The following is a 23,803-nucleotide window of genomic DNA, read 5'->3' as shown; positions in this document are numbered from 1 at the left end:
GGACCACTGACAACGCGCGCTCGTCCGGCCCAACCCGTGCGCGCTGCGTCTGTGACGGATGTGGTGTGCGCGACGCAGGTGGCCGCGGGGACGGCTGCCGGCCGGACCCGGGGCCGGGCGGCGCAGAATGGGGGCATGGCAGGGGAGGAGCGGGCGCGGCACTGGCGGCATCCGGGGTTGCCGGGCGTCGATCTGCTGCGGGCGCGGTACGTGCGCAAGACGTTCGTGCGGCACACGCACGAGTCGTTCGTGATCGCGGGCATCACCAAGGGCGTCGAGGCCTTCCAGCACCACGGCACGGTCGAGCGGGCCGGCCCTGGGGCGCTGGCGCTGATCAACCCGGACGTGGTGCACACCGGCCACGCCGGGGTGCCGGAGGGCTGGGCGTACAGCGTGATCTACCCCGGGGCGGACGTGGTCGCCGATGTGGCCGCGGAGACGACGGCGATCCGCGGGGCGCCGCGTTTCGCGACGGCGGTGGCCGATGATCCCGAGGCGGTGCGCCTGGTCACGGAGGTGCTGCGGGCGGCCGAGGCGCACAACGCCCTCGCCGCCGACACCATGATGCGGCTGGTGATCGCGCGCCTGCTGCGGGACCACGGCGGCACGATGGCGGCGCGGACGCCGCTGACGGCCGGGGCGCGCAATGCCCAGCGCGCTCGTGAGCTGCTGCAGGAGCGGCTGGCCGATCCGCCGCCCCTGGCGGAGCTCGCGGCGGCCCTGGACACGAGCCCCTTCTCCCTGCTGCGCGCCTTCCGCGACCTGTACGGGATGCCCCCGCACGCCTGGCTGACCGACGCACGGGTGCGCAGGGCACGCCGTCTCCTGGACGCCGGAACGGCACCCGCGGCGGCGGCCGTGGCCGTCGGCTTCACCGACCAGTCCCACCTGAACCGGCATTTCACGCGCATCGTCGGTGTACCGCCCGGCGCCTACCGGCGGGAGCGCAATAACGTACAAGACGGCTCCCAGGGCGCCGCCTAACGTCGTCCGGGTGACCGCAGCACCCATGGACGCCGAGAACGCCGAGAACGCCGAGAACACAGACAGCCCCGAGAACACGGACAACGCCGAGCAGGCGGACCACGCCGCCGAGGGGGCGCGCCCCGGCCGGCCGCGTCCGGCCGTGGTCCGCGACGCCCTGGCAGTGGGCGTCGCGGTGGGGCTCTCCGGGTTCGCCTTCGGCGTGACCTCGGCAGGAGCCGGGCTGAGCCTGCTGCAGACCTGTGCGCTCAGCCTGCTGGTCTTCACCGGCGCCTCGCAGTTCGCGCTCGTCGGCGCGCTGGGCGCGGGCAGCGGGGCCTACGCAGCCGCGGCGGGGGCGTTCTTCCTCGGCATACGCAACGCCTTCTACGGGCTTCGCCTGTCCGGACTGCTCGGGCTCCCGCGCGCACTGCGCCCGTTGGCGGCACAGTGGGTGATCGACGAGACCTCGGCCGTGGCGCTCGCCCAGCCCGACCGGGCGAGCGCCCGTCTCGGATTCACCGTCACCGGGGCCTGCCTCTACGCGTTGTGGAACCTGACGACGCTCGGCGGTGCCCTGGGCGCCGCCGCGCTCGGCGACCCTGCCGACTGGGGCCTGGACGCGGCCGGCCCCGCGGTCTTCCTGGCGCTCCTCGCGCCCATGCTGCGGGGCCGCCGCGAGCGGGCCACGGCGGCCGTCGCCGTTCTGCTCGCGCTGGTCGGCATGCCGTTGCTGCCGGCCGGTGTGCCGATCCTGGTCGCGGCGCTTGCCGCGCCCCTCGTCCTGGTCACCACCCGCCGTGAGGAGAACGCGCGTTGAGCACCTGGATCGCCATCGCGGCCACCGCGTTCGGCTGCTACGCCGTGAAGCTGCTCGGTCTGTCCGTCCCGGCCGGCTTCCTGGAACGCCCCCTGGTGCGGCGGCTGGCCGCACTGCTGCCCATCGCGCTGCTGGCGGCGCTGACGGCACTGCAGACCTTCGGCGAGGGCCGCACCCTGGTGCTGGACGCTCGCGGTGCCGGACTGGCGGCGGCCGCGGTGGCGCTGGTGCTCCGCGCGCCGTTCCTCGTGGTCGTGGCGGTGGCGGTCGTGGTGACGGGATCGCTGCGGGCCGTCACGGGGTGACCCGTTAGGGTGACCCGTCACAATCGTTGCGGAAGTGGGGGTAGGGACGATGGCGGCCGACGCCCTGCCGGTCCTCTCCGACGCGGCCCGTGCTCTCGCCGCGCGCTGCGAGTCCAAGGCGGGCGATCTCGCCCGGATCACCGACGCCGCCCTGACCGGCCCTCCGGCGCTCGCGGACCTCACACCGGAGGCGAAGGACCCCCGCATCGCGGCAGCCGCGCGGCACGGGCTGCGCTGGCTGATCCGGCGTGCCGTGCGGGGTGACCGGGGCGACACGCGCCTGTTGCGGGAACGCGCCGCCCAGCACGCCGACGACGGGCTGCCCCTGCACCTGCTGCTCCGCGGCCAGTTGCAGGGCACGCACGCCCTGTGGCGGTCGCTGCGCGCCGCCGCGCGCCCCGGCGAGGAGGACGCGCTGATCGAACTGGCGGGCTTCCTGCTCGCCGCCCAGGAGTACCTGGTGGGCGCGGTGTCCGAGACGTACGTCGACGAGCGGGCCGCCCTGGCGGCCGAGGAGCGCGAACGCGACCGCTCCCTGGTGCGGGCGCTGCTCGACGGCACCCTCCCCGTCGACCGTTTCCCGGCGGCCCGGCTCGGCCTGGCGGACGGCGCCCTGGTGCTGGCCTTGCGGCTGCCGCCCGGCGACGGCCCGGTACGCGCCCCCCTGGCGGTGCGACGGGATCTGCGCCGCGTACAGGCGGCGCTCGACCGGACGTACGGGACGGACGTGCCCGCTGTGCTGGACACCGGCGGCGGTCACGCGGTCGTGCCCGGCCACGCCGTGCCGCACGGCACCGACGCGGACCTGCTGGCGCGGCTGCGACACGCCTGCTCCCCGGAGATACGGGTGGCGGCCGTGCCCGCCGCGGATCCCGGCGCGATCGCCGGGGCGGCCCGCACGGCCTCGGAGATCCTGCGGGTGGCCCGGGCCGGCGGACTCGCGGCGGGACTGCACAGGCTCGACGACGTGCTGCTCGAGTACCACCTGGCGCACCGCGACGGCAGCGGGGAACGGATCGCGGCGCTGCTCGACCCGATCACCGGGCGGCCGGACCTGGTGGAGACCCTGCGCACGTACCTGGGCAGCAGGCAGGAGCGCCGGAGCACGGCCCGGCAGTTGGGCCTGCACCCCAACACGGTGGACAACCGGCTGGCCCGCATCACCGAGCTCACCGGCCTCGACCTCGCCACGCCCCACGGCACGGCCCTGGCGCTGGCCGCGCTCCTGCTGCGCGACGCCGCCGCGGCGGGCTGAGGGGGCCGGGGACCCTTCAGCCGTCCAGGGACCGGCCGTAGGCCCGCAGCGTGCGCAGGGCGTCGACGGTGACGACCGGCCGCCACTCGAGCGCGGTCCCGGGTGCCCACGCGTGCCACCGGATCGGCCAGCCGCCGTCGTCCTGCTGCTGCGCCGCGAGGAAGTCCAGTGCCGTGTCGGTCTCGGTGTCCGAGAACCACTGGCGGGCCAGCGAGTCCGGGCCGGTCGCGTAGTCGTACGCGAAGTGGTGCTCGCCGGGCGCGTAGCCGGACGGGACGGGCTCGTCCCCCGCGCGCCGCGGGTCGAGCACGACGAGGCGCTGCTCGCGCACCAGGCGCCCCAGCCGCGCGGCCGCCTCCCGGGCCCGCATCCGGTCCGGCGCGTGGTCGAGGAACGCCAGGGCCGCGACGACCTCGTAGGGATGGGTCTTGTCCAGCGCGTCGATGGCCTCCCAGCAGAAGTCCGTCGCCCGGAACAGCCAGGCGTGCCACACCCCGTTGCGGTGCAGCGTCCCGACCACCGGGGCGGTGGTCAGCAGGTCGCTCGGCGGGTCGTCCACCACCGGCAGCCAGGGGGCGACGGGGTAGCCGCGCACGGAGGGGTGCACCGCCGGCAGTGCGCCCTCCGGGGTGGAGACGGCGGTCAGGTAGCGGCAGATCCGCTCGGCGCGCTGGCTGCCGCACCTGCCGATCTCGTCGAGCACGCGCAGGGCGCGGGCGACGTGCAGCGGCTGGCTCACCGGGCCGCGCAGGTCCGGCTCCAGGGCGTGGCCGAATCCCTCGTCGTCGTTGCGGTACGCGGTCAGCGCGGACTCCACCGCGTCCGCCGGTCCGTTCCTGAAGTGGTACGCGAACCTGCGCTGGTCGAGCACGCGTGCGGTCAGCCACACGAAGTACTCGGCGCGCTCTAGCGGGGTTGCTGGCATGTGCGCACAGTAGGCCTCCGTGCGCTCTCTGCATACGGCTGCGCCCTTGGTGCACCCTGCCGTGCGACCACGCGCCCCCCGGCGCGGGACACCCGGTGCCGGAGGTTGACGTTCCGTACGAACCGCGCGGCCGAAGTGCCCCGGAAACCGCGGAGCGCAGGAGTGGCGACGGCGGATCCGCTGCGGTGGAAAACGGGTGCGGGGATCCGGCGGCCGGGCACGGGAGCGTGCGGCGGCCGCGCCGCGCTCCGTGCTCCTCACGACGCTTCCGCTCCCCCCCCGGGCACCGCCGACCTCGCCGCGCTGCGCCCTGCGGCACCCGGGGGTTTGAATGGGAGGGAAGTCCAGGAAAGCGGGCGCATGGGTGAGCACGCACACCGACCTCCGCAATCTCGACACGCCGCACGACAGCGGCGCCGTGCTCGTGGTCGACGGGCACGGCAGCGTCGTCATGTGCAGCGAGGCGGTGCGCGAACTCACCGGTCTGAGGCCCGAGGCCGTGTGCGGCCGCCCGATCGCCGACCTGCTGGCCGACGCCGGCCTGTGGCCCCTGGCGGGGTCGCACGGCGATGTGGAGCTGCGCCGCGCGGACGGTACGACGGTCATGGTCTGCATGGAGACGCGGCGCATGCGGGCGCCCGGCGGCGGGGGACTCATGGTGGCCATCACGCCCCTGTCGCTCGCCATCCGCCGCCAGGAGGACCAGGCGCTGGTCAGGGCCCTGTTCCGGCAGCAGCGGGTGGGTCTGGCGATCCACGGCATGGATCTGACCACGACCCGCCTCAACCTCGCCCCGCACACCCTGGGCCATGCGCCGGTCGGCGCCGGCACCGCGGCGTTCGCCCACGGAGTCGAGGACGAACTGATCCCCCCGGACGCCGAGGCGGTGCGCGCACAGCTGCGGCGCGTGGTGGAGACGGGCGATCCGATGGTCGACTGGGTGCACAGCGCCCGGCTGCGGAGCGCGCCGGAGCGGGAGCGGGCGCTGTCGTTCTCCGCCTTCCGGCTGCACGCGTCCACAGGCCGCCCCATCGGTGTCGCGATGGTCTTCACCGACGTCACGCAGGAACACGCGGCGCGTGAGCGCATGTCGCTGCTGCAGGCCGCCGCCGAACGGATCGGCCGCAGCCTGGCCGTCCCCACCGTCGCCCGGGAGCTCGCGGACGTCCTGGTCTCGCGGGGGTTCGCCAGCCTGGCGGCCGTGGACCTCACACAGGGTGTGCTGATCGGCCAGGAACCCGGCGAGGCGGGGCCGGGGGCCGGATTCCAGCGGGTCGCCGTGGCCTCCTCCGACGGGCGCTGGCCGCCCGACGTCCACCCGCTCGGTGCCACGTTCGAGGTGCCCGGCGTGGCGGCGGAGCACGTCCGCCGGGGCACGGCCGGACTCCTGCCGCACCTGGACCAGTGGCGGGACGGCCCGGGACTCCGCTCGGAAGAGGCCCAGGTGCTGCTGCCGGAGGCCGCCGAGTCGTTCCTCGTGGTGCCGCTGAGCGCCCGCGGCCTGGTGCTGGGCACCCTGATGCTGTGGCGCACGCGCGCCGTCGCCCCTTTCGGACAAGGGGACGCCGCCCTCGCGGAGGAGATCGCCTCGCGGACCGCCCTCGGCCTGGACAACGCCCGCCGCTACACCCGTGAGCACCGCACCGTGGAAGCGCTGCAGCGCAGCCTGCTGCCGCCGGCCGTGACCGAGACCCGCGCGGCGCGGACCGCCGGGAGCTACGTCCCGGCCGGCAGTACGGAGGGTGTCGGCGGCGCCTGGTTCGACGTCATCCCGCTGTCCTCCTCGCGGCTGGCGTTCGTCATCGGCGACGTGACCGGCCACGGCCTCAACGCCGCGGCCACCATGGGCCGGCTCCGCACCGCGGTGCAGACGCTGGGCGACCTCGACCTGCCGCCCGGTGAACTCCTCGCCCACCTGGACGACCTGGTGGTCCGGCTCGGCGACGTGGAATTGCCGCCCGAGGACGGCCCCGGGGACGCCCCGCCCACGGCGACCGGGGCGACCTGCCTGTACTGCGTGTACGACCCCGTGGCGGGCCGCTGCGACATGGCCAGCGCCGGGCACCCGCCGCCGGTCTTCGCCGCCCCAGGAGCCCCCGCCGAGGTCGTCGACGTCAAGCCCGGGCCGCCACTCGGGGTGGACAGCCTGCCCTTCGAGCCGGTGGGGTTCGAGATCCCGCCGGGCAGCATGCTCGCCTTCTACAACCTGCCGTTGCTGTCGCAGCCCGACGGCACCCCGGCGGAGCGCCTGACCCGCATGCGCGCCGTTCTCTCCGCCGACGTGGCGGAGGGCGCCACGCCCACCCGCACGGGCCGCACGCTGCTGGACGACCTGCTCCCCGGGCCGCCGGACGACGACGTGACCCTGCTCGTCGCCCGCATGCGGCCGCTGCCCCCCGACGCCGTGGCCACCTGGTGGTTCCCCGCCGATCCCGCGGTGGTCGCCGAGGCCCGCACGGCGGTGGAAGCACAGCTGGAGCACTGGGACCTGACCTACCTGGCGTTCCCCACCGAGCTGATCACCAGCGAGCTCGTCACCAACGCCATCCGCTACGGCGGCGCCCCCGTGGCGCTGCGCCTGATCCGTGACGAGAACCTGGTCTGCGAGGTGTCCGACGCCAGCCAGACCCAGCCGCGGCTGCGCAGGGCGCGGCTGTCCGACGAGGGAGGGCGCGGCCTGTTCCTGATCGCGCAGCTCTCCAGCCGCTGGGGGAGCCGCTACACGGACACCGGCAAGACGATCTGGGCGGAGCAGCCTCTGGGGGACGCCGGGCGGTGACCGCGGCGTTCACCATTGCGGGTGAAACGCGCGGACCCGCGCCCCGGGCGGCCCGGGTTTCGCGGGGCCGGGAGGTTCCCTCGTAGGAAGAACACAAGGGGGTCCCCATGCGGCCTGACGCCTGCACCCGCCGCCCCACGCGGCGTGGCACGTGGTGCGCGGCGGTCCTGGTCGCCCTGCTCGCGCTCGTTCACGCGGCCCTCACGCCCGCCGGCGCGCACGCGGCCTCTCCCGGGACCGGCCGGTGCGCCGCGCCCGCGTGCGCTCCCCTCCAGCCGCTGGCCGTCCCGGCCGACAGCGGGCACCACGGGGGCGGCCCCGACTCCTGCCGGGTCGCCGCCCCGCACTCCCGGTACGGGCACGCGGTGCGCGACCTCGCGACGGCCCTGACGCACGACGACCGTGCCCCGGCCGCCGCGCCGGAGGGTGGCGCGTGCCGTGCTGCCACTGCCGCCGCCCAACCGCCGAACGCCCCCTCGGCGCCGCCCGTTCCGCGCTGCTGACAGGGCAGGGGCCGCTCGCCCCTGCGCGGGGGACGTGTCCCGTCCCCGGTCCGCCCGGCCTCCGTGCGCCGGGTGCCCCCTGTCCGCTTTCCGCAACGAAGGTGTCCGCCATGCCTCCTGCAGTCCAGTCCGTCACCCGCGTCCTGCGCACTGATCTCACGGCCTCGCTCGTCGTCTTCCTCGTCGCCCTGCCGTTGTGCGTGGGCGTCGCCGTCGCCTCCGGCGTCCCCGCCGAACTCGGCCTGGTCACCGGCATCGTCGGCGGCCTGGTGACCGGCCTGCTGCCGGGCAGCAGCCTCCAGGTCAGCGGTCCGGCCGCGGGCCTGACCGTGCTCGTGTACGAGGCCGTGCGGGAGCACGGCGTGGCGGCGCTCGGCGTCGTCGTCCTCGCCACCGGCGTGCTGCAACTCGTCCTGGGCGCGGCGGGCCTGGGCCGGTGGTTCCGGGCCATCTCGGTGTCGGTGGTCGAGGGGATGCTCGGCGGCATCGGCCTGATCATCATCCTCGGTCAGCTGTACGCGATGGCCGACCACGAGGCGCCCGGCTCCGGCCCCGGCAAGGTCACCGGTCTGCCCGGCCTGGTCGCCCACGTGGTGACCGAACCGCGGGCGCTGTCGGCCCTGGCCGTGGGGGTGGGGACGATCGCGGTCATCGTGCTGTGGCAGCGGCTGCCGGCCAGGGCCCGAGTGGTGCCGGGGGCGCTCGTGGCGGTCGCCGGCGCCACGGCGGCCGGGGCGCTGCTGCACCTGCCGCTGAAGACCGTCCAGGTGCGGGGAGTGCTGGACGCGCTGCGGCTGCCGGGCGCCGAGACGCTCGGCGGCCTCGCCTCGCTCGAAGTGCTCGGCACCGTCGTGGCGTTCACGCTGATCGCCTCCGCGGAGAGCCTGTTCAGCGCGGCCGCGGTGGACCGGCTGCACGACGGTCCGCGCACCCGCTACAACAAGGAGCTCATGGCCCAGGGCGCGGGCAACACCGTGTGCGGGCTGCTGGGGGCGCTCCCTATGACGGCCGTCATCGTGCGCAGCTCGGCCAATGTGCACGCCGGGGCCCGCACGAAGGCCTCCCGCGTGCTGCACGGGGTGTGGCTGCTGCTGTTCGCCGCCCTGCTGCCGGCCGTCCTGGGGTACATCCCGCTCGCCGCTCTGGCCGGTGTCCTGGTGCACGCGGGCGTCAAGCTGCTGCCGGTCGCCCAGTTGAGGGCGCTGTGGCCCGCGCACCGGGGCGAGGCCGTCGTCCTTGCGGTGACGGTCACGGCCATCGTGACGGTCAACATGTTCGAGGGCGTCCTCATCGGCCTGGGGCTCGCCGTCGCCAAGACGGCGTGGGAGATCTCACAGGTGCACGTGGCCGTCACCGATCGCGGCCAGGGCGCCATCACCGTGCGGCTCACCGGGAACGCCACCTTCCTGCGCCTGCCGAAGATGCTCGACGCCTTGGAGGCACTGCCCGCGCACCGTCCGGTCGAGCTGGACCTGACGGGGCTGCGGCACCGGGACCACGCCAGCAGCGTCGCGCTGCGCTCCTGGGCGGAGACCCGCACCGCGCCCGGGACCGCTGCCGTACGCCCGGCACCGGCCGTCTGACCGGAGCCGGGCGGGTCAGGCGAACGGCCGTGGTGCGGTTGACGCGGCCGGTGCACCGGCGGAGCGTGGCGGTACTCCCCGTGACGCCCGCCGCGCCCGCCGTGGGCAACCTGTCGACAGGGGGAACACGGGACAGGGTGACAGGGGTGACAGGGAGCGGAAGACAGCGGAAAGGGAAGGGTGGCCGCGATGGCCGACAGGAGTGCCCGGCGCATTGCGGAGTTCATCGAGCCGCTGCGCGTGAAGCCGGGGTCGGCGGTGGACCTGGCCGAGGACTTCGACCCGCGCTACAAGGCCCACCTGACCAAACCGGAGGGCGTGGAACTGCTGAAGACGGGCGTCGCACTGCTCGCCGAGTACCAGGCACGGCTGGCCGCCCAGGACACCTACGGCGTCCTGCTGTGCCTCCAGGCGCTGGACGCCGGCGGCAAGGACGGGACGATCCGCCACGTCATGAGCGGCGTCAATCCGCAGGGGGTGAAGGTCAGCAGCTTCAAGGTGCCCTCCGCCGAGGAACTGGACCACGACTACCTGTGGCGCTACGCCCGCAGGCTGCCCGCCCGCGGGGACATCGCGATCTTCAACCGCTCGCACTACGAGGAGGTCCTCGTCGTCCGGGTGCACCCGCAGGTCCTCGACCGCCAGCGGCTGCCCGGCGCCCCGCACGGAAAGGCGCTGTGGAAGCGCCGCTACCGGGAGATCAACGACTGGGAGCGCTATCTCACCGACAACGGCTTCAAGGTGGTCAAGGTCTTCCTGAACCTCTCCAAGGAGGAGCAGCGCGCCCGTTTCCTGAAGCGGATCGACCTGCCGGAGAAGAACTGGAAGTTCTCCGCGGCCGACGTCAGGGAGCGGCGCCACTGGGACGAGTACCAGGGGGCGTTCTCCGAGATGCTGTCGGCCACCAGCACCACCTGGGCGCCCTGGTACGTCGTGCCCGCGGACCGCAAGTGGTTCGCGCGGATCTGCGCGGCGGCCGTGCTCGCGCACACGCTGATGGAGATCGACCCGCAGTACCCGACGGTCGGCGCCGAGGTCCGCGAGGAACTGCGCGCCGCCAGGCGGGAACTGGAGGCGGAGGCCCCCAAGGGTGCGCCCGCCGACCCGTTCGAGGCGGACCACCCGGGGACCGGTCCCGGACGGCCTCAGTAGTGCCGGAGCGTCTTGGCGCGCTCCAGGGCGGTGTGCACCGCGGCCGACAGCGTCTCGATGTCGTACGCGCCGTAGTGGCGGCGGCCGTTGATGAAGAACGTGGGCGTCCCCGAGACGTTGCTGAGGTCGGCTGACTCGGCGTCCTCCGCGACCCGCAGTGCGACGGCGCGCGCGTCCAGGTCGCGGCGGAAGCGCTCCATGTCGAGTTCGATCGCGCCGGCGAGACGGACCAGGCCCTGGCCGTCCAGGGACTGGGGGTGGGCGAAGAGCTGGTCGTGCATCTCCCAGAAGCGCTCCTGGACCGCGGCTGCCTCCGTGGCGCGCGCGGCCAGCACGGCGTTCGGGTGCACGTCGGAGAGCGGCAGATGGCGCCAGACGTACCGGACGTCGCCGAAGTCCGCGAGCAGGTCGCGGATGACCGGCTCCGCCTCCCCGCAGTAGGGGCATTCGAAGTCCCCGTACTCGACGACGGTGACCAGGGCGTCATGGGGACCGCGGATGTGGTCCCGCTCGGGGTCCACGGGTTCGGCCAGGTCCTCCAGCTGCTCCGCCTTGCCGAGCAGCGCCCGTCGCCGCCGGGCCCGGGGCAGCCGGGCCAGTACGAGGGTGACGAGCCAGGTCAGGACGAAGGCGAGGAGCACGGCGCAGAGGATGCCGATCTTTGCCTCGGCCAGCTGCCGACCTTCGAAGGCCCGGTTGGCGATGAGCAGCGCGATCGTGAAGCCGATGCCGGAGATGGTCCCGCCGACCGTCACCGCGCCCCAGCCGACCGGGGGGCGCAGCCGTCCCCGGCTCAGCCACGTCGTCAGCGCGGAACCGCCCACCATGCCGAGCGGTTTGCCGAGCACATAGGCGACGACGATGCCCACGGTGATGGTGGAGGTGAAGGCCGCGGACAGCTGGGCGGAGTTCACGGTGATGCCCGCGTTGGCCAGGGCGAACACCGGGACGATCACGTAGCTGGTCCAGGGGTGGAAGAGCTCCTGAAGCCGCGCGTTGAGTGACACCGACATCGCCAGACCGCGGCGCGCCGAGCGTTCCAGGTCCGGCGTCGGCTGCTCGCGGAAGCGCAGGTAGAGCAGGCTGGCCCGGCGCAGGTCGTCGCCGCGGGCCGGGTAGTCGCACGCCATGAGGCCGAGCGCCAGGCCGGTCACGACCGGGTCCACACCCGACTCCAGCATCGCGAACCAGACGGCGACGCCGGTCAGCGCGTATCCGACGCCGCGCCACTCGCCGCAGACGCGCACCACGTAGTTGCCGATCAGGGTGCCCGCGACGAAGAGGCCGATCGCGGCGAACAGCGCCGGCCAGGACACCCCGCTGGTGTAGGCGACCGCGATGACGGCGAGCGCGACGAAGTCGTCGACCACGGAGGTGGTCAGCACGAAGGCCCGTGTCGCGACCGGCAGCCGCCGTCCCACCAGGGCGTACATCCCCAGGGCGAAGGCGGTGTCCGTGGAGATCACGGTGCCCCAGCCGCCCGCGCCGTACGTGCCGTGCGTGAAGGCGAGGTAGATGGCGAGCGGTACCAGCATCCCGGCCAGCCCCGCCGCCGTCGGCAGCGTGATCCGCATGCGTTCGCGGAACTCGCCGAGGTCGAACTCGCGCCGGGCCTCCAGGCCCACGATGAAGAAGAACAGCGTCATCAGGCCGCTGTTGACCCACTCCCGCAGGTCAAGGGACACCCCGTGGGACCCCAAGGTCAGCGACAGATGGGTGTGCCAGACCGAGGCGTAGTTCCCGGGCGCCGCGTTCGCCCACACCAGGGCGAGGATCGTGGCGGCGAGCAGATAGGCCGCGCTGGCCGTCTCGGTCCGCAGGAACCGCAGCAGCGGCGCGGACGTGCCCGGACTGCGCGGTGTCTGCCCCGATGCCCGCAGGGACGAGAAGGCACTCACGCGGTCATCCTGGCACGTGCCGGGGGCTGCGGCCCGTCCTTCCGGCCAGGACGGTTCGCGCTACGCCCGGAACGGTCCCGGCGAGCGGCTGCCCGGGCGCCCGCAGCTGCCGCGTGCGACCGAGGGTGACGCGGGCGGCCGTGCGGGCTCAGCCGGAGGCGTGGCGCAGGAGCTCCCCGAGGGCGTCGAGCACGGCGTCCGGGCGTTCCTCGTGGAGCCATCCGTGCCCCGCGTCGTCGACGACACGATGGGTGCCGCGCGGCACCGACGCGGCGAGCCCCGCGTGCAGGCCGAGCTTGGCGGCGTTCATGTCCCGCACCGTCTGCTCGGACCACAGGGCCGCTTGCGTCGGGTCGACGCCCATGGCCGAGAGGACGGTCAGCGGAACGTCGGGGAGTTCCTGCGCCCGCCGGAGCTCGTCGGCGACCACGGTGTGCAGATTCCCGTCCTCCACCCACCCGGTCCGCCACGCGGTGAGGTGGTACTCGGCGAGGGCTCCACGGACACCCGGCGGCCAGGCCGCGAAGTGCCGGGCGAGTACCTCGCGCGAGCGGTCGATCTGTTCCTGCGTCGCCTCCGGCAGCTCCGCCCCCTTCATGCGCTCCAGCTTCTCGCGGACCTCGGGCGGCGCCTTTGCGTACATGTCCTCGTGGAACGGGTCCAGCAGGAGCAGGCCCGCCGTCTCGCCGGGGAACCGCTGCGCGAAACGGCGTGCGTACGCGGCTCCGAGGGAGTGGCCGACCAGCAGGTAGGGGCCCGGCACCCCCGCCGTCCGCAGCAGGTCGTGCAGTTCGCCGGAGACCTCGGTCGCCGTGCGGGGCAGGGGGACGGGCGCGCTCCATCCCGTGCCCGCTCGGTCGTAGAGGACGCATGTGGTCGACTCGGCGACGCGGTCGTGGAGGTTGAGGTAGTCCAGGCCGACCATGCCGGCGCCGGCCAGCAGCACCACGGCCGGGCCTCCGCTGCCGGAGCGGTGCAGCAGCAGCCGGCGTCCGGCGACCTCGTGGAACCGTCCCAGCGGCGGCTGCCGGACGACGGCGGTCTCAGGACCGGCCGGTTCCTTCGGGCCGGCCGCCGTCCCGTGCGCTCGTTGTGCCATGCGGGTTGTCTCCCTCCCCGTTGCCCTCACCGTCATTCTCAACTTTGAGAAAGGTATCGGACGTGAGATCGTGTGTCCATGGAACCGGTCGATCTGCTCCTGCACCCGGTGCGGCTCCGCATCGTGCACGCCCTGTCGGGCGGCCGGACGCTCACCACGACCCAGTTGTGCGGTCTGCTCCCGGACGTCTCCAAGGCCACCGTCTACCGGCATGTGGGCCTCCTGGCCGACGGCGGCCTGCTGGAGGTCGAGGGCGAGCAGCGAGTGCGCGGCGCCGTCGAGCGCCGTTACCGGCTGCACCGCGCCCGCGCAGTGGTGGACGCGAGAACGGCCGCGTCCGTCGGCCGTGACGACCACCGGCGGATCTTCGCGGTGGCCATGGCGACTTTGCTCGCCGAGTTCAACGCCTACCTCGACCGGAACGGCGCCGACCCGGCCGCCGACGCGGTCGGGTACCGCCAGCACGCCGTCTGGCTCACCGAGGACGAACGCGCCGCGATGATCGAGGAGATGCGTGCCGTCCTCCTCCCGCGCCTGGGACACGGCCCGGCCCCGGGCCGGACCCGGCACCTGATCAGCCCGGTCCTGTTCCCCGCCGAGGAACCGCCCGGGCGTCAGGACGGCTGAAGGACGCGCGGCCCTCGGACAGGGCCTCGGCGACCGGCGCCGCCGCGGGGGCGGGCAGGTCGTCGCCGTACTGGACGGCGATCAGCGCGATGTCGTCGTCGAGGTCCATGGGGCCGCCGCCGACGTGGCGGGAGAGGCCGTCCAGTACGTGCCGGAGCAGGTCCTCCGGCTGGGAGCGCGGCCAGGTGGCGACATGCGCCCCGAGGTCGTAGAACTGGCCGTCGGAGTTGCGGGCCTCGATCGCGCCGTCGGTGTAGAGCAGCAGCGTCGCCCGGCGGGAGAACGGGAACCTGTCCACCGGGTAGTCGCCGGGGCTCAGGCTGCCCAGGCCCAGTGGGGGAGACGGCGCCGTGGGCGCCAGCAGCAGGGTGTCCGGCCCGAGGGCCAGGTAGGGCGGCGGATGGCCGCAGTTGACCACATGGACCGTGTCGCCCTCGTCCGGCACCTCCATGATCAGGGCGGTGATGAAGCGCTCCACCGCGTCGGCGTCCGACAGGCCCGCCTCCTCGAAGTGACTGCGCACGCTGAACTCCAGCTCGGCCATCAGCTCCTGCAGCGACCGGATCCTGCGGGCGCCGGCACGGAAGGCGCCCAGCAGCGCCTCCGCGTCCTCGACCGCCGGCAGGCCCTTGCCCCTGACGTCGCCGATGAGGAGGCGCACCCCGGCCGCGCACTTGGACACCGCGTAGAGGTCGCCGCCGATCTGCGCGTGCGGGTGCGAGGCGTGGTACGTGGCGCGGATCCGCAGATGCCCCAGGTGCGGGGGCAGCGGCCGCAGCAGCACCCGCTGGATGGTGTCGGAGACGATCCGCACCTCGGTCAGCTCCCGCACGCTGCGGTCGCGGATGCTGCGCGAGGCGATGACGAACGCGGAGATCAGGCCGATCTCCGCAAGGTGGACGGCGGGGATCGAGGTGTGCAGGAGGTCGTCGTGGGCGTCCAGCGCGAAGGCCGCGACACAGGACAGTGCCGCGATCACCGTGGTCAGCCGGGGTCCCGCCAGCGCCGCCGTCGTCGCGGGGACGACGGCCATCAGCGAGGCGAGATGCTGCGAGGTCGGGACGACGAAACCGGCTATGAGGATGCCCGCGATCATCACCAGTGCCACCACGAGCGGCCCGGGGCCGTGTGCCAGCATCATCCACCAGGACCTCGCGGTCGGCGGGCCCGGTGAAGAGGTCCCCTGCGGCGGGTGCCACCGGAAACGGCGCCAGAAGGTGCTGCTCATCGCGGTCCCATGGCGTCAGAGGACCCGGAGCCCCGCTTCTCGGGCCGGCAGTCGCGCGCCGGAGGTTGGCTGTCGCATATGTCGAATGTACGCCCGAACGCTCCCCGGCCGCCGGAACGATCGCGGGCGGTCACCGGGGCCCCATCCCCGTCAGGAACCCCCGGATCACGCGCAGGGCGCGTTTCGAGGGAGGCCGAACAGGTGCGGCGCGGCGGGCGGACCGCTGTCGGGCGGGATCCGCCTCGGGCAGGCGCCCGGGTATCGGCAGCGCGGCGGGGCAGCGCGTCTGTCACCGGGCGGTGCGCCTGCTTCGCGGTGAATGGCTGCCATGGCCTCCCGGGCGGGGGAGGGCCGTGCGGGCACCGCCGCGTCGCCGACGGTCAGGTCGGCGGGGTGGACGGAGCCCAGGGCCCTGGGCAGCCGTACGGCGGGGTCGCGGGCGGGGCCGCAGCGCCGGCGTCGCGCGGGCCCGGACGCTGTCGGCGTGGCCGGGAGCGAGGGGCCGCTCACCAGGTCGTTCCGGCGAGCGGCGCGCGGGAGACACCGCCCCGAGCGGAACGACGAAGCTGCACGTGCAGCAGACGAGATCCGCGTCGCTGCCAGGGGCGGGTGCCGCGGCCGGCGATCCGGAGAGGGCGGCGGTGCGGGCTCCTGGCTAGGCGCGGCCCAGCATCCTGCGGAAGCGGCCCGGACGGCGCGGGGGGCGGGGCGGGACGATCACCACGCTGCCGCCCACGATGCGGCCGGTGACCATGATCCGGTGCACGACCGGGGCATCCTGGTCCCGGTCGCCCGCGCGGCGGTGGACGACGGAGCCGCCGCGGATCTCGACCCCGGCGGCATCCACCTCGTGGCCCGCCGGGACGATCAGCCGCAGATTGCCGCCGCGCAGCGCCACGTCGACCTCGGTGACCGGTTCGGTGACCGTGGCGGAGGTGAAGTCGAGGACCACATTGCCGCCGCGCACCTCCGCCTCCAGCCTCTTCGGCACCAGCCAGGCCCCCTCGCAGCGGAGGTTCCCGCCCACCCGCCTGGTCCGCACGACGTCCTTCGGCCGGGGCGGCCGCGGCGGCTGCCGCACCAGGTCCTGGCCGGGGAGGTCGGCGACCAGCGGGGCGAGGTCGGCGTAGGTGCGGGCCGCGTAGCAGGCCTCCAGCCGCTCCTCCAGTTCCTCGAGGCTCAGCCGGCCGTCACCGGCGGCGACCCGCAGGACGTCGGATATCCGGTCGCGGTCCTCGTGCGAGGCCCGCTGCTCCAAGGGGCTCTTGGGTTCCCACGGGGTCGGATGGCTCATGACCGGCACCTTATGGCAGGACGTCCGGGAGGTGGGCGCGAGCCCGTCGCCGGCGGGCCGGAGCCGGGGGGTGTCAGCGCCAGGACGCCGGCGGGCCCGGCACCGGCTGCCCTTCCCCGTGGCCCGTGGAGCGGACGAGATTGCCCTCCTGGGCGCGGTGCTCGTGCGCGAGGCGGATCGCCATCGCCCCCTCGCCGGCCGCGGCGGCCATCCTCTTGACGGAGCCGCTGCGGACGTCCCCGGCGGCGAACACCCCGGGCAGGGTCGTCTCCAGCAGCAGCGGGCCGCGCCCGAGGGGTGCCCACGGGCGGCGTCAGCCGCGGTCCGCGATGCTCTCCTCCACCCACCGGCGCAGTTCGTGGTCGGGTGCCGCGCCCGCCCGCCGGGCGATCTCCTTGCCCTGGCCGAGCAGGACCAGTGTCGGCACCGCCATGACCTGGAAGCGCTGCGCGATCGCCGGAGCACGGTCGATGTCGACCTTGACGAGCTTGAGCCTTCCGGCGAGCTGCCGGGCGACCCGTTCCAGCGCGGGGCTCACCACGCGGCAGGGACCGCACCAGGTGGCCCACAGGTCCACCAGCACCACCGGGGCGGTCTCCCCGGTGCTCCCGGTGATCCCGGTGATCCCGGCGAAGTCGTCGTCGCCCGCGTCGACGATCCACGGCAGCGCGGCTCGGCAGTCGCCGCAGCGGGGCCGCCCCCGCGCCGCCACCGGCACGCGGTTCGTGCGCCCGCAGGTGCCGCAGGCGATGGTGGTGCTCCGGTTCACGGACGCCACGGACATGGTCGCTCCCGCCTCCCGCTCACGAGGCCAGCCGGTCCTGGGCGGTCGTCCGCGCCCGGTCGCCGTAGGTCACCACCAGTTCGCCGTCGCGGGCGTCCACCCCGATCGTCGCGCCGTCCTGCACATCGCCGCGGATCAGGGCCCGGCCCACCAGCGTCTCCACCTCGTGGGAGATGTACCGGCGCAGCGGCCGGGCGCCGTAGACGGGGTCGAAGCCCTGCTCGGCGATCAGCTCGCGGGCGGCGTCGCTGAGTTCGACGCCGATCTGCCGCTCCGCCAGCCGCCGGCGAAGGTCGTCGATCTGCAGCTCGACGATGCGCTCGATCTGCTTCAGGCCGAGCGGCTTGAACAGCACGATGTCGTCGACGCGGTTGAGGAACTCGGGCCGGAAGTGGCTCTGCAGCTCGCCCATCACCAGGGCCCGGGCATCGGGCTTGACCTCGCCGTCAGGGGTGACGCCGTCGAGCAGGTGGGCCGAGCCGATGTTGGAGGTCATGATGACGATCGTGTTGCGGAAGTCGACGGTGCGGCCCTGCGCGTCGGTGATCCGGCCGTCGTCGAGCACCTGGAGCAGGGTGTTGAACACATCGGGGTGGGCCTTCTCGATCTCGTCGAAGAGGACCACCGAGTACGGCTTGCGGCGCACGGCCTCGGTGAGCTGGCCGCCCTCCTCGTAACCGACGTACCCCGGAGGGGCGCCGACCAGCCGGCTGACGGTGTGCCGCTCCTGGTACTCGCTCATGTCGAGCCGGACGATGTTCTCCTCGGTGTCGAAGAGTGTCGCGGCCAGCGCCTTGGCCAGCTCGGTCTTCCCGACGCCCGTGGGGCCGAGGAAGATGAACGAGCCGATGGGGCGCCGCGGGTCGCGGATGCCGGACCGGGCCCGGATGATGGCGTCGGTGACCAGCCGGACGGCCTCGTCCTGACCGATCACGCGCTCGGTGAGGATCTCGTCCAGGCGCAGCAGCTTCTCCCGCTCGCCCTCCTGGAGCCGGGCCACCGGGATGCCGGTCCAGGCGGCGACGATCTCGGCGATCTCGTCCTCGGTGACGACCTCGTGCAGCAGCCGGTTCTCGCCCTGCTTGGCGGCGAGCGCCTCCTCCTCGGCGGCCAGCCGCCGTTCGAGATCGGTGAGCCTGCCGTAGCGCAGTTCCGCCGCGCGGTTGAGGTCGTAGGCGCGTTCGGCCTCCTCGGCCTCCTGGCGGACCTGCTCCAGCTCCTGCCGCAGCTGCTGCACCCGCCGGATGGCCTGGCGCTCGGCCTCCCACTGGGCCTGCATCGCGTCCGCCTGGGCGCGCAGGTCGGACAGTTCGCGGCGCAGTTCCTCCAGGCGCTTGGCACTGGCCGGGTCGGTCTCCTTGCCGAGGGCCGCGTCCTCGATCTCCAGACGCGTCACCCGCCGTGTGATCTCGTCCAGTTCGGCCGGCATGGAGTCGATCTCGGTCCGCAGCCGCGCGCACGCCTCGTCGACCAGGTCGATGGCCTTGTCCGGCAGGAATCGGTCGGAGATGTAGCGGTGGCTCAGCGTCGCCGCCGCGACCAGCGCGGTGTCCTGGATCTTCACGCCGTGGAAGACCTCCAGGCGCTCGCGCAGCCCGCGCAGGATGGACACGGTGTCCTCCACGCTCGGCTCGTCCACGACCACCTGCTGGAACCGGCGTTCCAGGGCCGCGTCGGACTCGACGTACTTGCGGTACTCCTCCAGCGTGGTGGCGCCGATCATGTGCAGTTCGCCGCGCGCCAGCATCGGCTTGAGCATGTTCCCGGCGTCCATGGCGCCCTCGGACCCGCCGCCCGCGCCCACCACCGTGTGCAGTTCGTCGACGAACAGCAGGATGCGGCCCTCGCCGCCCTTGACCTCGCTCAGCACGGCCTGCAGCCGCTCCTCGAACTCGCCGCGGTACTTGGCGCCCGCCACCAGCAGGCTCATGTCGAGCGAGAAGATCGTCTTGTCGCGCAGGCCGTCGGGGACGTCACCGCGGACGATCCGCTGCGCCAGCCCCTCCACGATGGCCGTCTTGCCCACACCGGGATCACCGATCAGGACGGGGTTGTTCTTCGTCTTGCGGCTGAGGATCTGGATGACCCTGCGGATCTCCGCGTCCCTGCCGATGACCGGGTCCATCCTGCCGCCGCGCGCCTCGGCGACCAGGTCGCGGCCGTACTTCTCCAGCGCCTCGTAGGAGGCCTCGGGGGTGGCCGAGGTGACCCGCTGGTTGCCGCGGATCCGGGTCAGCGCCGTGAGGAACCCGTCCTTGGTGACGCCGTTCTCCTTGAGCAGCCGGCCCGAGGCGGTGCGGGAGCCCTCGTCGGCCAGCGCCAGCACCAGGTGCTCCACGGAGACGTACTCGTCCTTGAGCCGCCTTGCCTCCTGCTCCGCGGTGTCCAGCAGCCCGGCCAGCCGCTGGGTGATGTACACCTGGCCCGGAGTGGCGCCCGGGCCGGTCACCTTGGGCCGGCGTGCGAGTTCCTCGGACAGCTCCTTGCGCAGCGCCCCGACCTGCGCACCGCTCTGCTCGAACAGCCGGGGTACGAGACCGTCCGGCTGGTCGAGGAGGGCGAGCAGCAGGTGCTCGCCGTCGACCTCGGTCTGGTGCAGCCGGCCGGCGACCGTCTGGGCCTCCTGCAGCGCCTCCTGGGACTTCTGGGTGAGCCGGTTCATATCCACGATTCATCACTCCTGGAGCCGGCGTTCGCCCTCCTCAGGGCGGCCTCGAGTTCGGCGATCCGGTCGAGCAGATCGAGCACCACGCCCAACGAGGCGTAGTTGAGCGGCAGTCCGGCCCGCAGCCGCTGGACGCGGGCCAGCTTCGCCGGGACGGTCGGCGCGAACCACAGCCGGCCCTCTGCGTCCCGGTCCGCGTCGACCAGCCCGAGAGCGACGAACCTGCGCACGAGATCGGGGTGGAGGCCGGAACGCCGCGCGACGAGCTCCAGGTCGAGCCGGCGGACCGGCACCATGGCCGTTCCGCGGACGACGACGTTCAGGCCCTGCCGGTGCGCGGGGGCGCCCTCCCGGACGCCAGGGGCCGGTTGCCGGACGGCGGCTCGGGGCCGCGGATCGCTGGTCATCCTTGCTTCCTCGGGTCGAAGGACGAGACGTCGGCCAGCTCCTCGTAGAGCCGGCGCTCCCGGTCGGTGACATCGGTCGGCACCATGACCCGGACCTCCGCGTACAGATCGCCCGCGGCGCCGCGGGGATTGGGCATGCCCTCGCCGCGCAGACGGAGCCTGCGCCCGCTGGACGAGCCGCCCGGGACGGTCACCTTGGCGGTGCCCCCGGGCGTGGGGACCGGCACCGTCGCGCCGAGCGCCGCCTCCGAGGGCGTGACCGGCAGGACGACGTGGATGTCCCGGCCCTCCAGGCGGAACCGCGGATCGGGCCGGAGCCGCACGCGCAGGTACAGATCGCCCGGCGGCGCGTCGCGGCTGCCGCGACCGCCCTGGCCGGCCAGCCGGATGCGCTGCCCGTCGGTCACCCCGCGGGGGATCGTGACGTCGTACGTGCGCTGCCCGGCAGGCCCGCCGAGGGTGATGCCGCGCTTCCCGCCGTGGAAGGCCTCCTCGACGCTGAGCCGGATCTCGGCCTCCTGGTCGGCGCCGGGCACCGGGCCGCGGGTGGCGCCGCGGCCGAACATCCCGCCGAACAGGTCCTCGAAGTCCACCCCTTCGAACCCCTCGGCGGAGTCCGAGACGAAGCGGACCCGGCCGCCGTCGACTCCGCCTCCGCCTCCGCCTCCGCCGGGCCATCCGGGCCGGCCACCGCCCGCGCGGGCCCGCGCCCCGGCACCGGCGGCCACGCGTTCGTCGTAGTCCTCGGGAACGCGGCGGAAATCCTCGCCGAAGCGGTCGTAGCGGCGCCGCGTGGCGGGGTCGGACAGCACGCCGTACGCGTCGTTGAGCTCCTTGAAGCGCTCCTCCGCCCCCGGGTCCTTGTTGATGTCGGGGTGGAACTTGCGGGCCTGGGAGCGGAACGCCTGCTGGATCTCCTCGGAGGTCGCGTCACGCGCCACCCCGAGCACCTGGTAGTAGTCCCGTGCCATCGCACGTCACTCCTGACGCCTGGCGACCACGACGGATGCCGGGCGCAGTTGCGACCCGTCCTCGCCGTAGCCGGGACGCACCACCTGGACCACGGAGTTCGGCTCCGCCGCCGGGTCGTCGACCACTCCGACGACCTCGTGGCGGGCCGGGTCGAAGGGCACCGCGGTCTCCTCGTGGCGGGGATACCCGAGACCGCGCAGCACCTCAACGGCCTGGTCGCGCACCGCCTTGACGCCCTCCAGCACGGCGGAGGCGTCCTCCGACCCGGCGTGGACGAGGGCCAGTTCGAGGTTGTCGAGCACCGGCAGCCAGGCGGCCGCCGTACGGGTGCGTTCGGTGAGCCGTTCGCGCTCCAGCTCCCTGGCCTGGCGCTTGCGGACGTTGTCCAGGTCGGCGAGGGCACGACGCCAGCGGTCCTGCAACTCCTCGAGCGCGGCGGCGTGTTCGTCCGGCCCGGGGGCGGCCCCCGCGGCGGCCGCCCCCGTCACCTCCTGCGGGGCCTGCCCGGGGACCTCGGCCGGCACGTCGACGGGTTCGGGCCGGGGCGTCGTCGGTTCCTGTTCGGTGGACATGAGCGCACATCAGCCCTTGTCGAACTCGGCGTCGATCACGTCGTCGTCCGCGCCCGCGCCGCCGACGTGGCTCTCCTGCCCCGTGCCGGCCCCGGCGGCCGGCTCCTGCGCCCCGGGGCCCGCGGAGGGCCGGGCCGCGGCCAGTGAGGCGTGGATCTGCTGGAGGTCCGAGGTCAGCGACCGGACGCGGTCCAGCGCCGCCTCCTGCTTGACGGCTTCCCTGGCGTCGGCCACGAGCATCTCCGCCCGCGCCTTCTCGTGCGCCGGGGCGGCCTCGCCCAGTTCGTCGAGCCGGCGCTCCACCTGGTAGGCGACCGCGTCCAGCTCGTTGCGGGCGTCCACGCCCTCGCGCAGCGCCTTGTCCTCGCCGCGGTGCTGCTCGGCCTCCCGCACCATCCGCTCGATCTCGCCCTGTTCGAGGTTGGACCCCTCGCTGATGGTGATGCCCTGCTCGGCGCCGGTGTCCTTGTCGCGGGCGGTGACGTTCAGGATGCCGTTGGCGTCGACGTCGAAGGTGACCTCGACCTGCGGCTCCCCACGCGGTGCGGGCCGGATGTCCTTGAGCTGGAAGCGGCCGAGCACGCGGTTGTCGGCCGCGGACTCGCGCTCGCCCTGCAGCACCACCACGTCCACCGCCGGCTGGTTGTCCTCCGCGGTCGAGAACGTCTCGGCGCGGCGCACCGGGACCGTGGTGTTCCGGTCGATGATCTTGGTCATCACGCCACCGCGGGTCTCCACGCCGAGCGAGAGCGGGGTCACGTCCAGCAGCAGGACGTCCTTGACCTCGCCCTTGAGCACGCCGGCCTGGATCGCGGCGCCCAGGGCCACGACCTCGTCGGGGTTGACGCTCATGTTGGGTTCCTTGCCGCCGGTCAGCCGGCGGACCAGCTGCTGGACGGCGGGGATGCGCGTGGAGCCGCCGACGAGGATGACCTCGTCGATGTCGTTCTCGCCGATCTTGGCGTCGGCCATCGCCTGCTTGACCGGCCCCATGGTGCGTTCGACGAGGTCCGCGGTGATCTGCTCGAAGGTGGAGCGCATGACCGTCTCGGTCAGGTGCTTGGGGCCGGACGCGTCGGCGGTGATGAACGGCAGGCTCACCTGCGTCTGCGTCACCGAGCTCAGCTCCGTCTTGGCCTTCTCCGCGGCCTCGAAGAGGCGCTGCAGTGCCTGCGGGTCCTTGCGCAGGTCGATGCCGTTCTCCTTCTGGAACCGGTCCGCGAGGTAGTCCACCAGGCGGCGGTCGAAGTCGTCGCCGCCCAGATGGCTGTCGCCCGCGGTGGACCGCACCTCGACCACGCCGTCCCCGACGTCGAGCAGGCTCACGTCGAAGGTGCCGCCGCCCAGGTCGAACACGAGCACCGTCTCGTGCTCCTTCTTGTCCAGGCCGTAGGCGAGCGCCGCCGCGGTCGGCTCGTTGATGATGCGCAGGACCTCCAGACCCGCGATGCGGCCGGCGTCCTTGGTGGCGGTGCGCTGGGCGTCGTTGAAGTAGGCGGGCACCGTGATGACCGCCTCCGTCACGCGCTCTCCCAACTGCTTCCCGGCGTCGTCGGCGAGCTTGCGCAGCACCAGGGCGCTGATCTCCTCCGGCGCGTAGAGCTTGTCGCGGATCTTGAAGCGCGCGTTGCCGTGCTCGTCGGGCACGACGTCGAAGCCGACGGCCTTCGCCTCCTCCGGGATCTCGTCGTAGCGGCGGCCGATGAAGCGCTTGGCCGAGTAGATGGTGCCCTTGGGGTTGAGGATCGCCTGCCGCCGGGCGAGCTGGCCGACCAGGCGTTCACCGGTGTCGGTGAACGCGACCACCGACGGGGTCGTGCGGTTGCCCTCGGAGTTGGGGATCACCGTCGCCTCCCCGCCCTCCCAAGCGGCGATCACCGAGTTGGTGGTCCCGAGGTCGATCCCGACTGCCTTGGCCATGGGGTGCTCCTTCACGTCGAGGGCTTCCCGCCCGTCCGCGCGCTGCGCTGCG

The 23,803-nt window shown here is 73.8% G+C and carries 20 protein-coding genes and 1 pseudogene; 9 read left to right on the top strand and 12 right to left on the bottom strand.

All coding sequences use genetic code 11. From position 1 onward, the window contains the following. The first annotated feature begins 135 nt into the window (after positions 1-135). The 4 genes from PV364_RS09030 to PV364_RS09015 are packed head-to-tail and all read left to right on the top strand — an operon-like array spanning position 136 to position 3,343. Positions 136-984, top strand: a complete 849-nt coding sequence (locus PV364_RS09030) for an AraC family transcriptional regulator (RefSeq protein ID WP_319659222.1) — start codon at positions 136-138, stop codon at positions 982-984. A 25-nt stretch (positions 985-1,009) separates the two neighbouring features. Beyond that, on the top strand, positions 1,010-1,783 hold the full coding sequence (locus tag PV364_RS09025) for an AzlC family ABC transporter permease (protein WP_401981137.1): 774 nt from the start codon (positions 1,010-1,012) through the stop codon (positions 1,781-1,783). Further along, on the top strand, positions 1,780-2,088 hold the full coding sequence (locus PV364_RS09020; protein ID WP_319659220.1) for an AzlD domain-containing protein: 309 nt from the start codon (positions 1,780-1,782) through the stop codon (positions 2,086-2,088). Before PV364_RS09025 ends, PV364_RS09020 begins: the two co-directional genes overlap by 4 nt. Before the next feature lie 49 nt (positions 2,089-2,137). After that, positions 2,138-3,343, top strand: coding sequence for a PucR family transcriptional regulator (locus PV364_RS09015; protein ID WP_319659219.1), 1,206 nt, complete (start codon positions 2,138-2,140; stop codon positions 3,341-3,343). Between the two features lie 16 nt (positions 3,344-3,359). Here the strand turns inward: PV364_RS09015 and PV364_RS09010 are convergent, their stop codons facing one another. Continuing rightward, a complete protein-coding gene (locus tag PV364_RS09010; RefSeq protein ID WP_319659218.1) occupies positions 3,360-4,268 on the bottom strand; it encodes a hypothetical protein in 909 nt (302 codons plus the stop codon). Positions 4,269-4,632: 364 nt separating this feature from the next. Between PV364_RS09010 and PV364_RS09005 the strand changes: the two genes are divergently transcribed. The 4 genes from PV364_RS09005 to PV364_RS08990 all read left to right on the top strand — a co-directional run bounded on the left by PV364_RS09005 (position 4,633) and on the right by PV364_RS08990 (position 10,285). Next, the gene (locus PV364_RS09005; protein ID WP_319659217.1) at positions 4,633-7,047 is read left to right on the top strand and encodes a SpoIIE family protein phosphatase; all 2,415 of its coding nucleotides are present in this window, start codon (positions 4,633-4,635) and stop codon (positions 7,045-7,047) included. 107 nt (positions 7,048-7,154) lie between these two features. Further along, positions 7,155-7,550 (top strand): hypothetical protein, encoded by a 396-nt coding sequence (locus tag PV364_RS09000; RefSeq protein ID WP_319659216.1) that lies wholly within the window; start codon positions 7,155-7,157, stop codon positions 7,548-7,550. 110 nt (positions 7,551-7,660) lie between these two features. Next, complete coding sequence (locus PV364_RS08995) at positions 7,661-9,133, top strand: SulP family inorganic anion transporter (RefSeq protein ID WP_319659215.1); 1,473 nt, start codon at positions 7,661-7,663, stop codon at positions 9,131-9,133. A 189-nt stretch (positions 9,134-9,322) separates the two neighbouring features. Then, positions 9,323-10,285, top strand: coding sequence for a polyphosphate kinase 2 family protein (locus tag PV364_RS08990; RefSeq protein WP_319659214.1), 963 nt, complete (start codon positions 9,323-9,325; stop codon positions 10,283-10,285). On the opposite strand, the gene PV364_RS08985 is transcribed toward PV364_RS08990, so the two are convergent. Then, positions 10,279-12,183, bottom strand: coding sequence for a Na+/H+ antiporter NhaA (locus PV364_RS08985; protein ID WP_401974857.1), 1,905 nt, complete (start codon positions 12,181-12,183; stop codon positions 10,279-10,281). The two genes, PV364_RS08990 and PV364_RS08985, sit on opposite strands and share 7 nt — an antisense overlap. Before the next feature lie 148 nt (positions 12,184-12,331). Further along, positions 12,332-13,282, bottom strand: coding sequence for an alpha/beta hydrolase (locus PV364_RS08980; RefSeq protein WP_319659213.1), 951 nt, complete (start codon positions 13,280-13,282; stop codon positions 12,332-12,334). 78 nt (positions 13,283-13,360) lie between these two features. Between PV364_RS08980 and PV364_RS08975 the strand changes: the two genes are divergently transcribed. Next, complete coding sequence (locus tag PV364_RS08975) at positions 13,361-13,909, top strand: helix-turn-helix domain-containing protein (RefSeq protein ID WP_319659212.1); 549 nt, start codon at positions 13,361-13,363, stop codon at positions 13,907-13,909. Here the strand turns inward: PV364_RS08975 and PV364_RS08970 are convergent. The 9 genes and pseudogenes from PV364_RS08970 to dnaK all read right to left on the bottom strand — a co-directional run bounded on the left by PV364_RS08970 (position 13,857) and on the right by dnaK (position 23,751). Then, the gene (locus PV364_RS08970; protein ID WP_319659211.1) at positions 13,857-15,050 is read right to left on the bottom strand and encodes a PP2C family protein-serine/threonine phosphatase; all 1,194 of its coding nucleotides are present in this window, start codon (positions 15,048-15,050) and stop codon (positions 13,857-13,859) included. The two genes, PV364_RS08975 and PV364_RS08970, sit on opposite strands and share 53 nt — an antisense overlap. Positions 15,051-15,792: 742 nt before the next feature. Then, a complete protein-coding gene (locus PV364_RS08965) occupies positions 15,793-16,431 on the bottom strand; it encodes a DUF1707 domain-containing protein (RefSeq protein ID WP_319659210.1) in 639 nt (212 codons plus the stop codon). A gap of 73 nt (positions 16,432-16,504) precedes the next feature. Further along, a pseudogene (locus PV364_RS08960) lies at positions 16,505-16,735 on the bottom strand (cyclic nucleotide-binding protein); the annotation flags it as partial. A 9-nt stretch (positions 16,736-16,744) separates the two neighbouring features. After that, positions 16,745-17,215 (bottom strand): thioredoxin, encoded by a 471-nt coding sequence (trxA, locus tag PV364_RS08955; RefSeq protein WP_319659209.1) that lies wholly within the window; start codon positions 17,213-17,215, stop codon positions 16,745-16,747. Between the two features lie 19 nt (positions 17,216-17,234). After that, positions 17,235-19,883 (bottom strand): ATP-dependent chaperone ClpB, encoded by a 2,649-nt coding sequence (clpB, locus tag PV364_RS08950; protein WP_319659208.1) that lies wholly within the window; start codon positions 19,881-19,883, stop codon positions 17,235-17,237. Then, positions 19,874-20,287 (bottom strand): chaperone modulator CbpM, encoded by a 414-nt coding sequence (locus tag PV364_RS08945; protein ID WP_319659207.1) that lies wholly within the window; start codon positions 20,285-20,287, stop codon positions 19,874-19,876. The genes clpB and PV364_RS08945 overlap by 10 nt, the downstream gene beginning before the upstream one ends. After that, positions 20,284-21,258, bottom strand: a complete 975-nt coding sequence (locus PV364_RS08940; protein ID WP_319659206.1) for a J domain-containing protein — start codon at positions 21,256-21,258, stop codon at positions 20,284-20,286. The genes PV364_RS08945 and PV364_RS08940 overlap by 4 nt, the downstream gene beginning before the upstream one ends. 6 nt (positions 21,259-21,264) lie before the next feature. Then, positions 21,265-21,831: a nucleotide exchange factor GrpE gene (locus tag PV364_RS08935; RefSeq protein WP_319659205.1), complete on the bottom strand. Its 567-nt coding sequence runs from the start codon at positions 21,829-21,831 to the stop codon at positions 21,265-21,267. A 9-nt stretch (positions 21,832-21,840) separates the two neighbouring features. Next, positions 21,841-23,751 carry a molecular chaperone DnaK gene (gene dnaK, locus PV364_RS08930; protein WP_319659204.1) on the bottom strand — a complete coding sequence of 637 codons (1,911 nt, stop codon included), beginning with the start codon at positions 23,749-23,751 and terminating at the stop codon, positions 21,841-21,843. Between the last annotated feature and the right edge of the window lie 52 nt (positions 23,752-23,803).

Origin of the sequence: Streptomyces sp. MI02-7b (assembly GCF_033793585.1) — a bacterium.
Taxonomy (GTDB): domain Bacteria; phylum Actinomycetota; class Actinomycetes; order Streptomycetales; family Streptomycetaceae; genus Actinacidiphila.
Note: the sequence above shows the minus strand (reverse complement) of the source record. Positions and strands in the feature narration are given on the sequence as shown.

Coding starts and splice junctions, on each gene's coding strand:
- PV364_RS09030 (WP_319659222.1), top strand. CDS start 136: ATGGCAGGGGAGGAGCGGGCGCGGCACTGGCGGCATCCGGGGTTGCCG.
- PV364_RS09025 (WP_401981137.1), top strand. CDS start 1,010: ATGGACGCCGAGAACGCCGAGAACGCCGAGAACACAGACAGCCCCGAG.
- PV364_RS09015 (WP_319659219.1), top strand. CDS start 2,138: ATGGCGGCCGACGCCCTGCCGGTCCTCTCCGACGCGGCCCGTGCTCTC.
- PV364_RS09010 (WP_319659218.1), bottom strand. CDS start 4,268: ATGCCAGCAACCCCGCTAGAGCGCGCCGAGTACTTCGTGTGGCTGACC.
- PV364_RS09000 (WP_319659216.1), top strand. CDS start 7,155: ATGCGGCCTGACGCCTGCACCCGCCGCCCCACGCGGCGTGGCACGTGG.
- PV364_RS08995 (WP_319659215.1), top strand. CDS start 7,661: ATGCCTCCTGCAGTCCAGTCCGTCACCCGCGTCCTGCGCACTGATCTC.
- PV364_RS08990 (WP_319659214.1), top strand. CDS start 9,323: ATGGCCGACAGGAGTGCCCGGCGCATTGCGGAGTTCATCGAGCCGCTG.
- PV364_RS08980 (WP_319659213.1), bottom strand. CDS start 13,282: ATGGCACAACGAGCGCACGGGACGGCGGCCGGCCCGAAGGAACCGGCC.
- PV364_RS08975 (WP_319659212.1), top strand. CDS start 13,361: ATGGAACCGGTCGATCTGCTCCTGCACCCGGTGCGGCTCCGCATCGTG.
- PV364_RS08970 (WP_319659211.1), bottom strand. CDS start 15,050: ATGATGCTGGCACACGGCCCCGGGCCGCTCGTGGTGGCACTGGTGATG.
- PV364_RS08965 (WP_319659210.1), bottom strand. CDS start 16,431: ATGAGCCATCCGACCCCGTGGGAACCCAAGAGCCCCTTGGAGCAGCGG.
- trxA (WP_319659209.1), bottom strand. CDS start 17,215: ATGTCCGTGGCGTCCGTGAACCGGAGCACCACCATCGCCTGCGGCACC.
- PV364_RS08945 (WP_319659207.1), bottom strand. CDS start 20,287: ATGACCAGCGATCCGCGGCCCCGAGCCGCCGTCCGGCAACCGGCCCCT.
- PV364_RS08940 (WP_319659206.1), bottom strand. CDS start 21,258: ATGGCACGGGACTACTACCAGGTGCTCGGGGTGGCGCGTGACGCGACC.
- PV364_RS08935 (WP_319659205.1), bottom strand. CDS start 21,831: ATGTCCACCGAACAGGAACCGACGACGCCCCGGCCCGAACCCGTCGAC.
- dnaK (WP_319659204.1), bottom strand. CDS start 23,751: ATGGCCAAGGCAGTCGGGATCGACCTCGGGACCACCAACTCGGTGATC.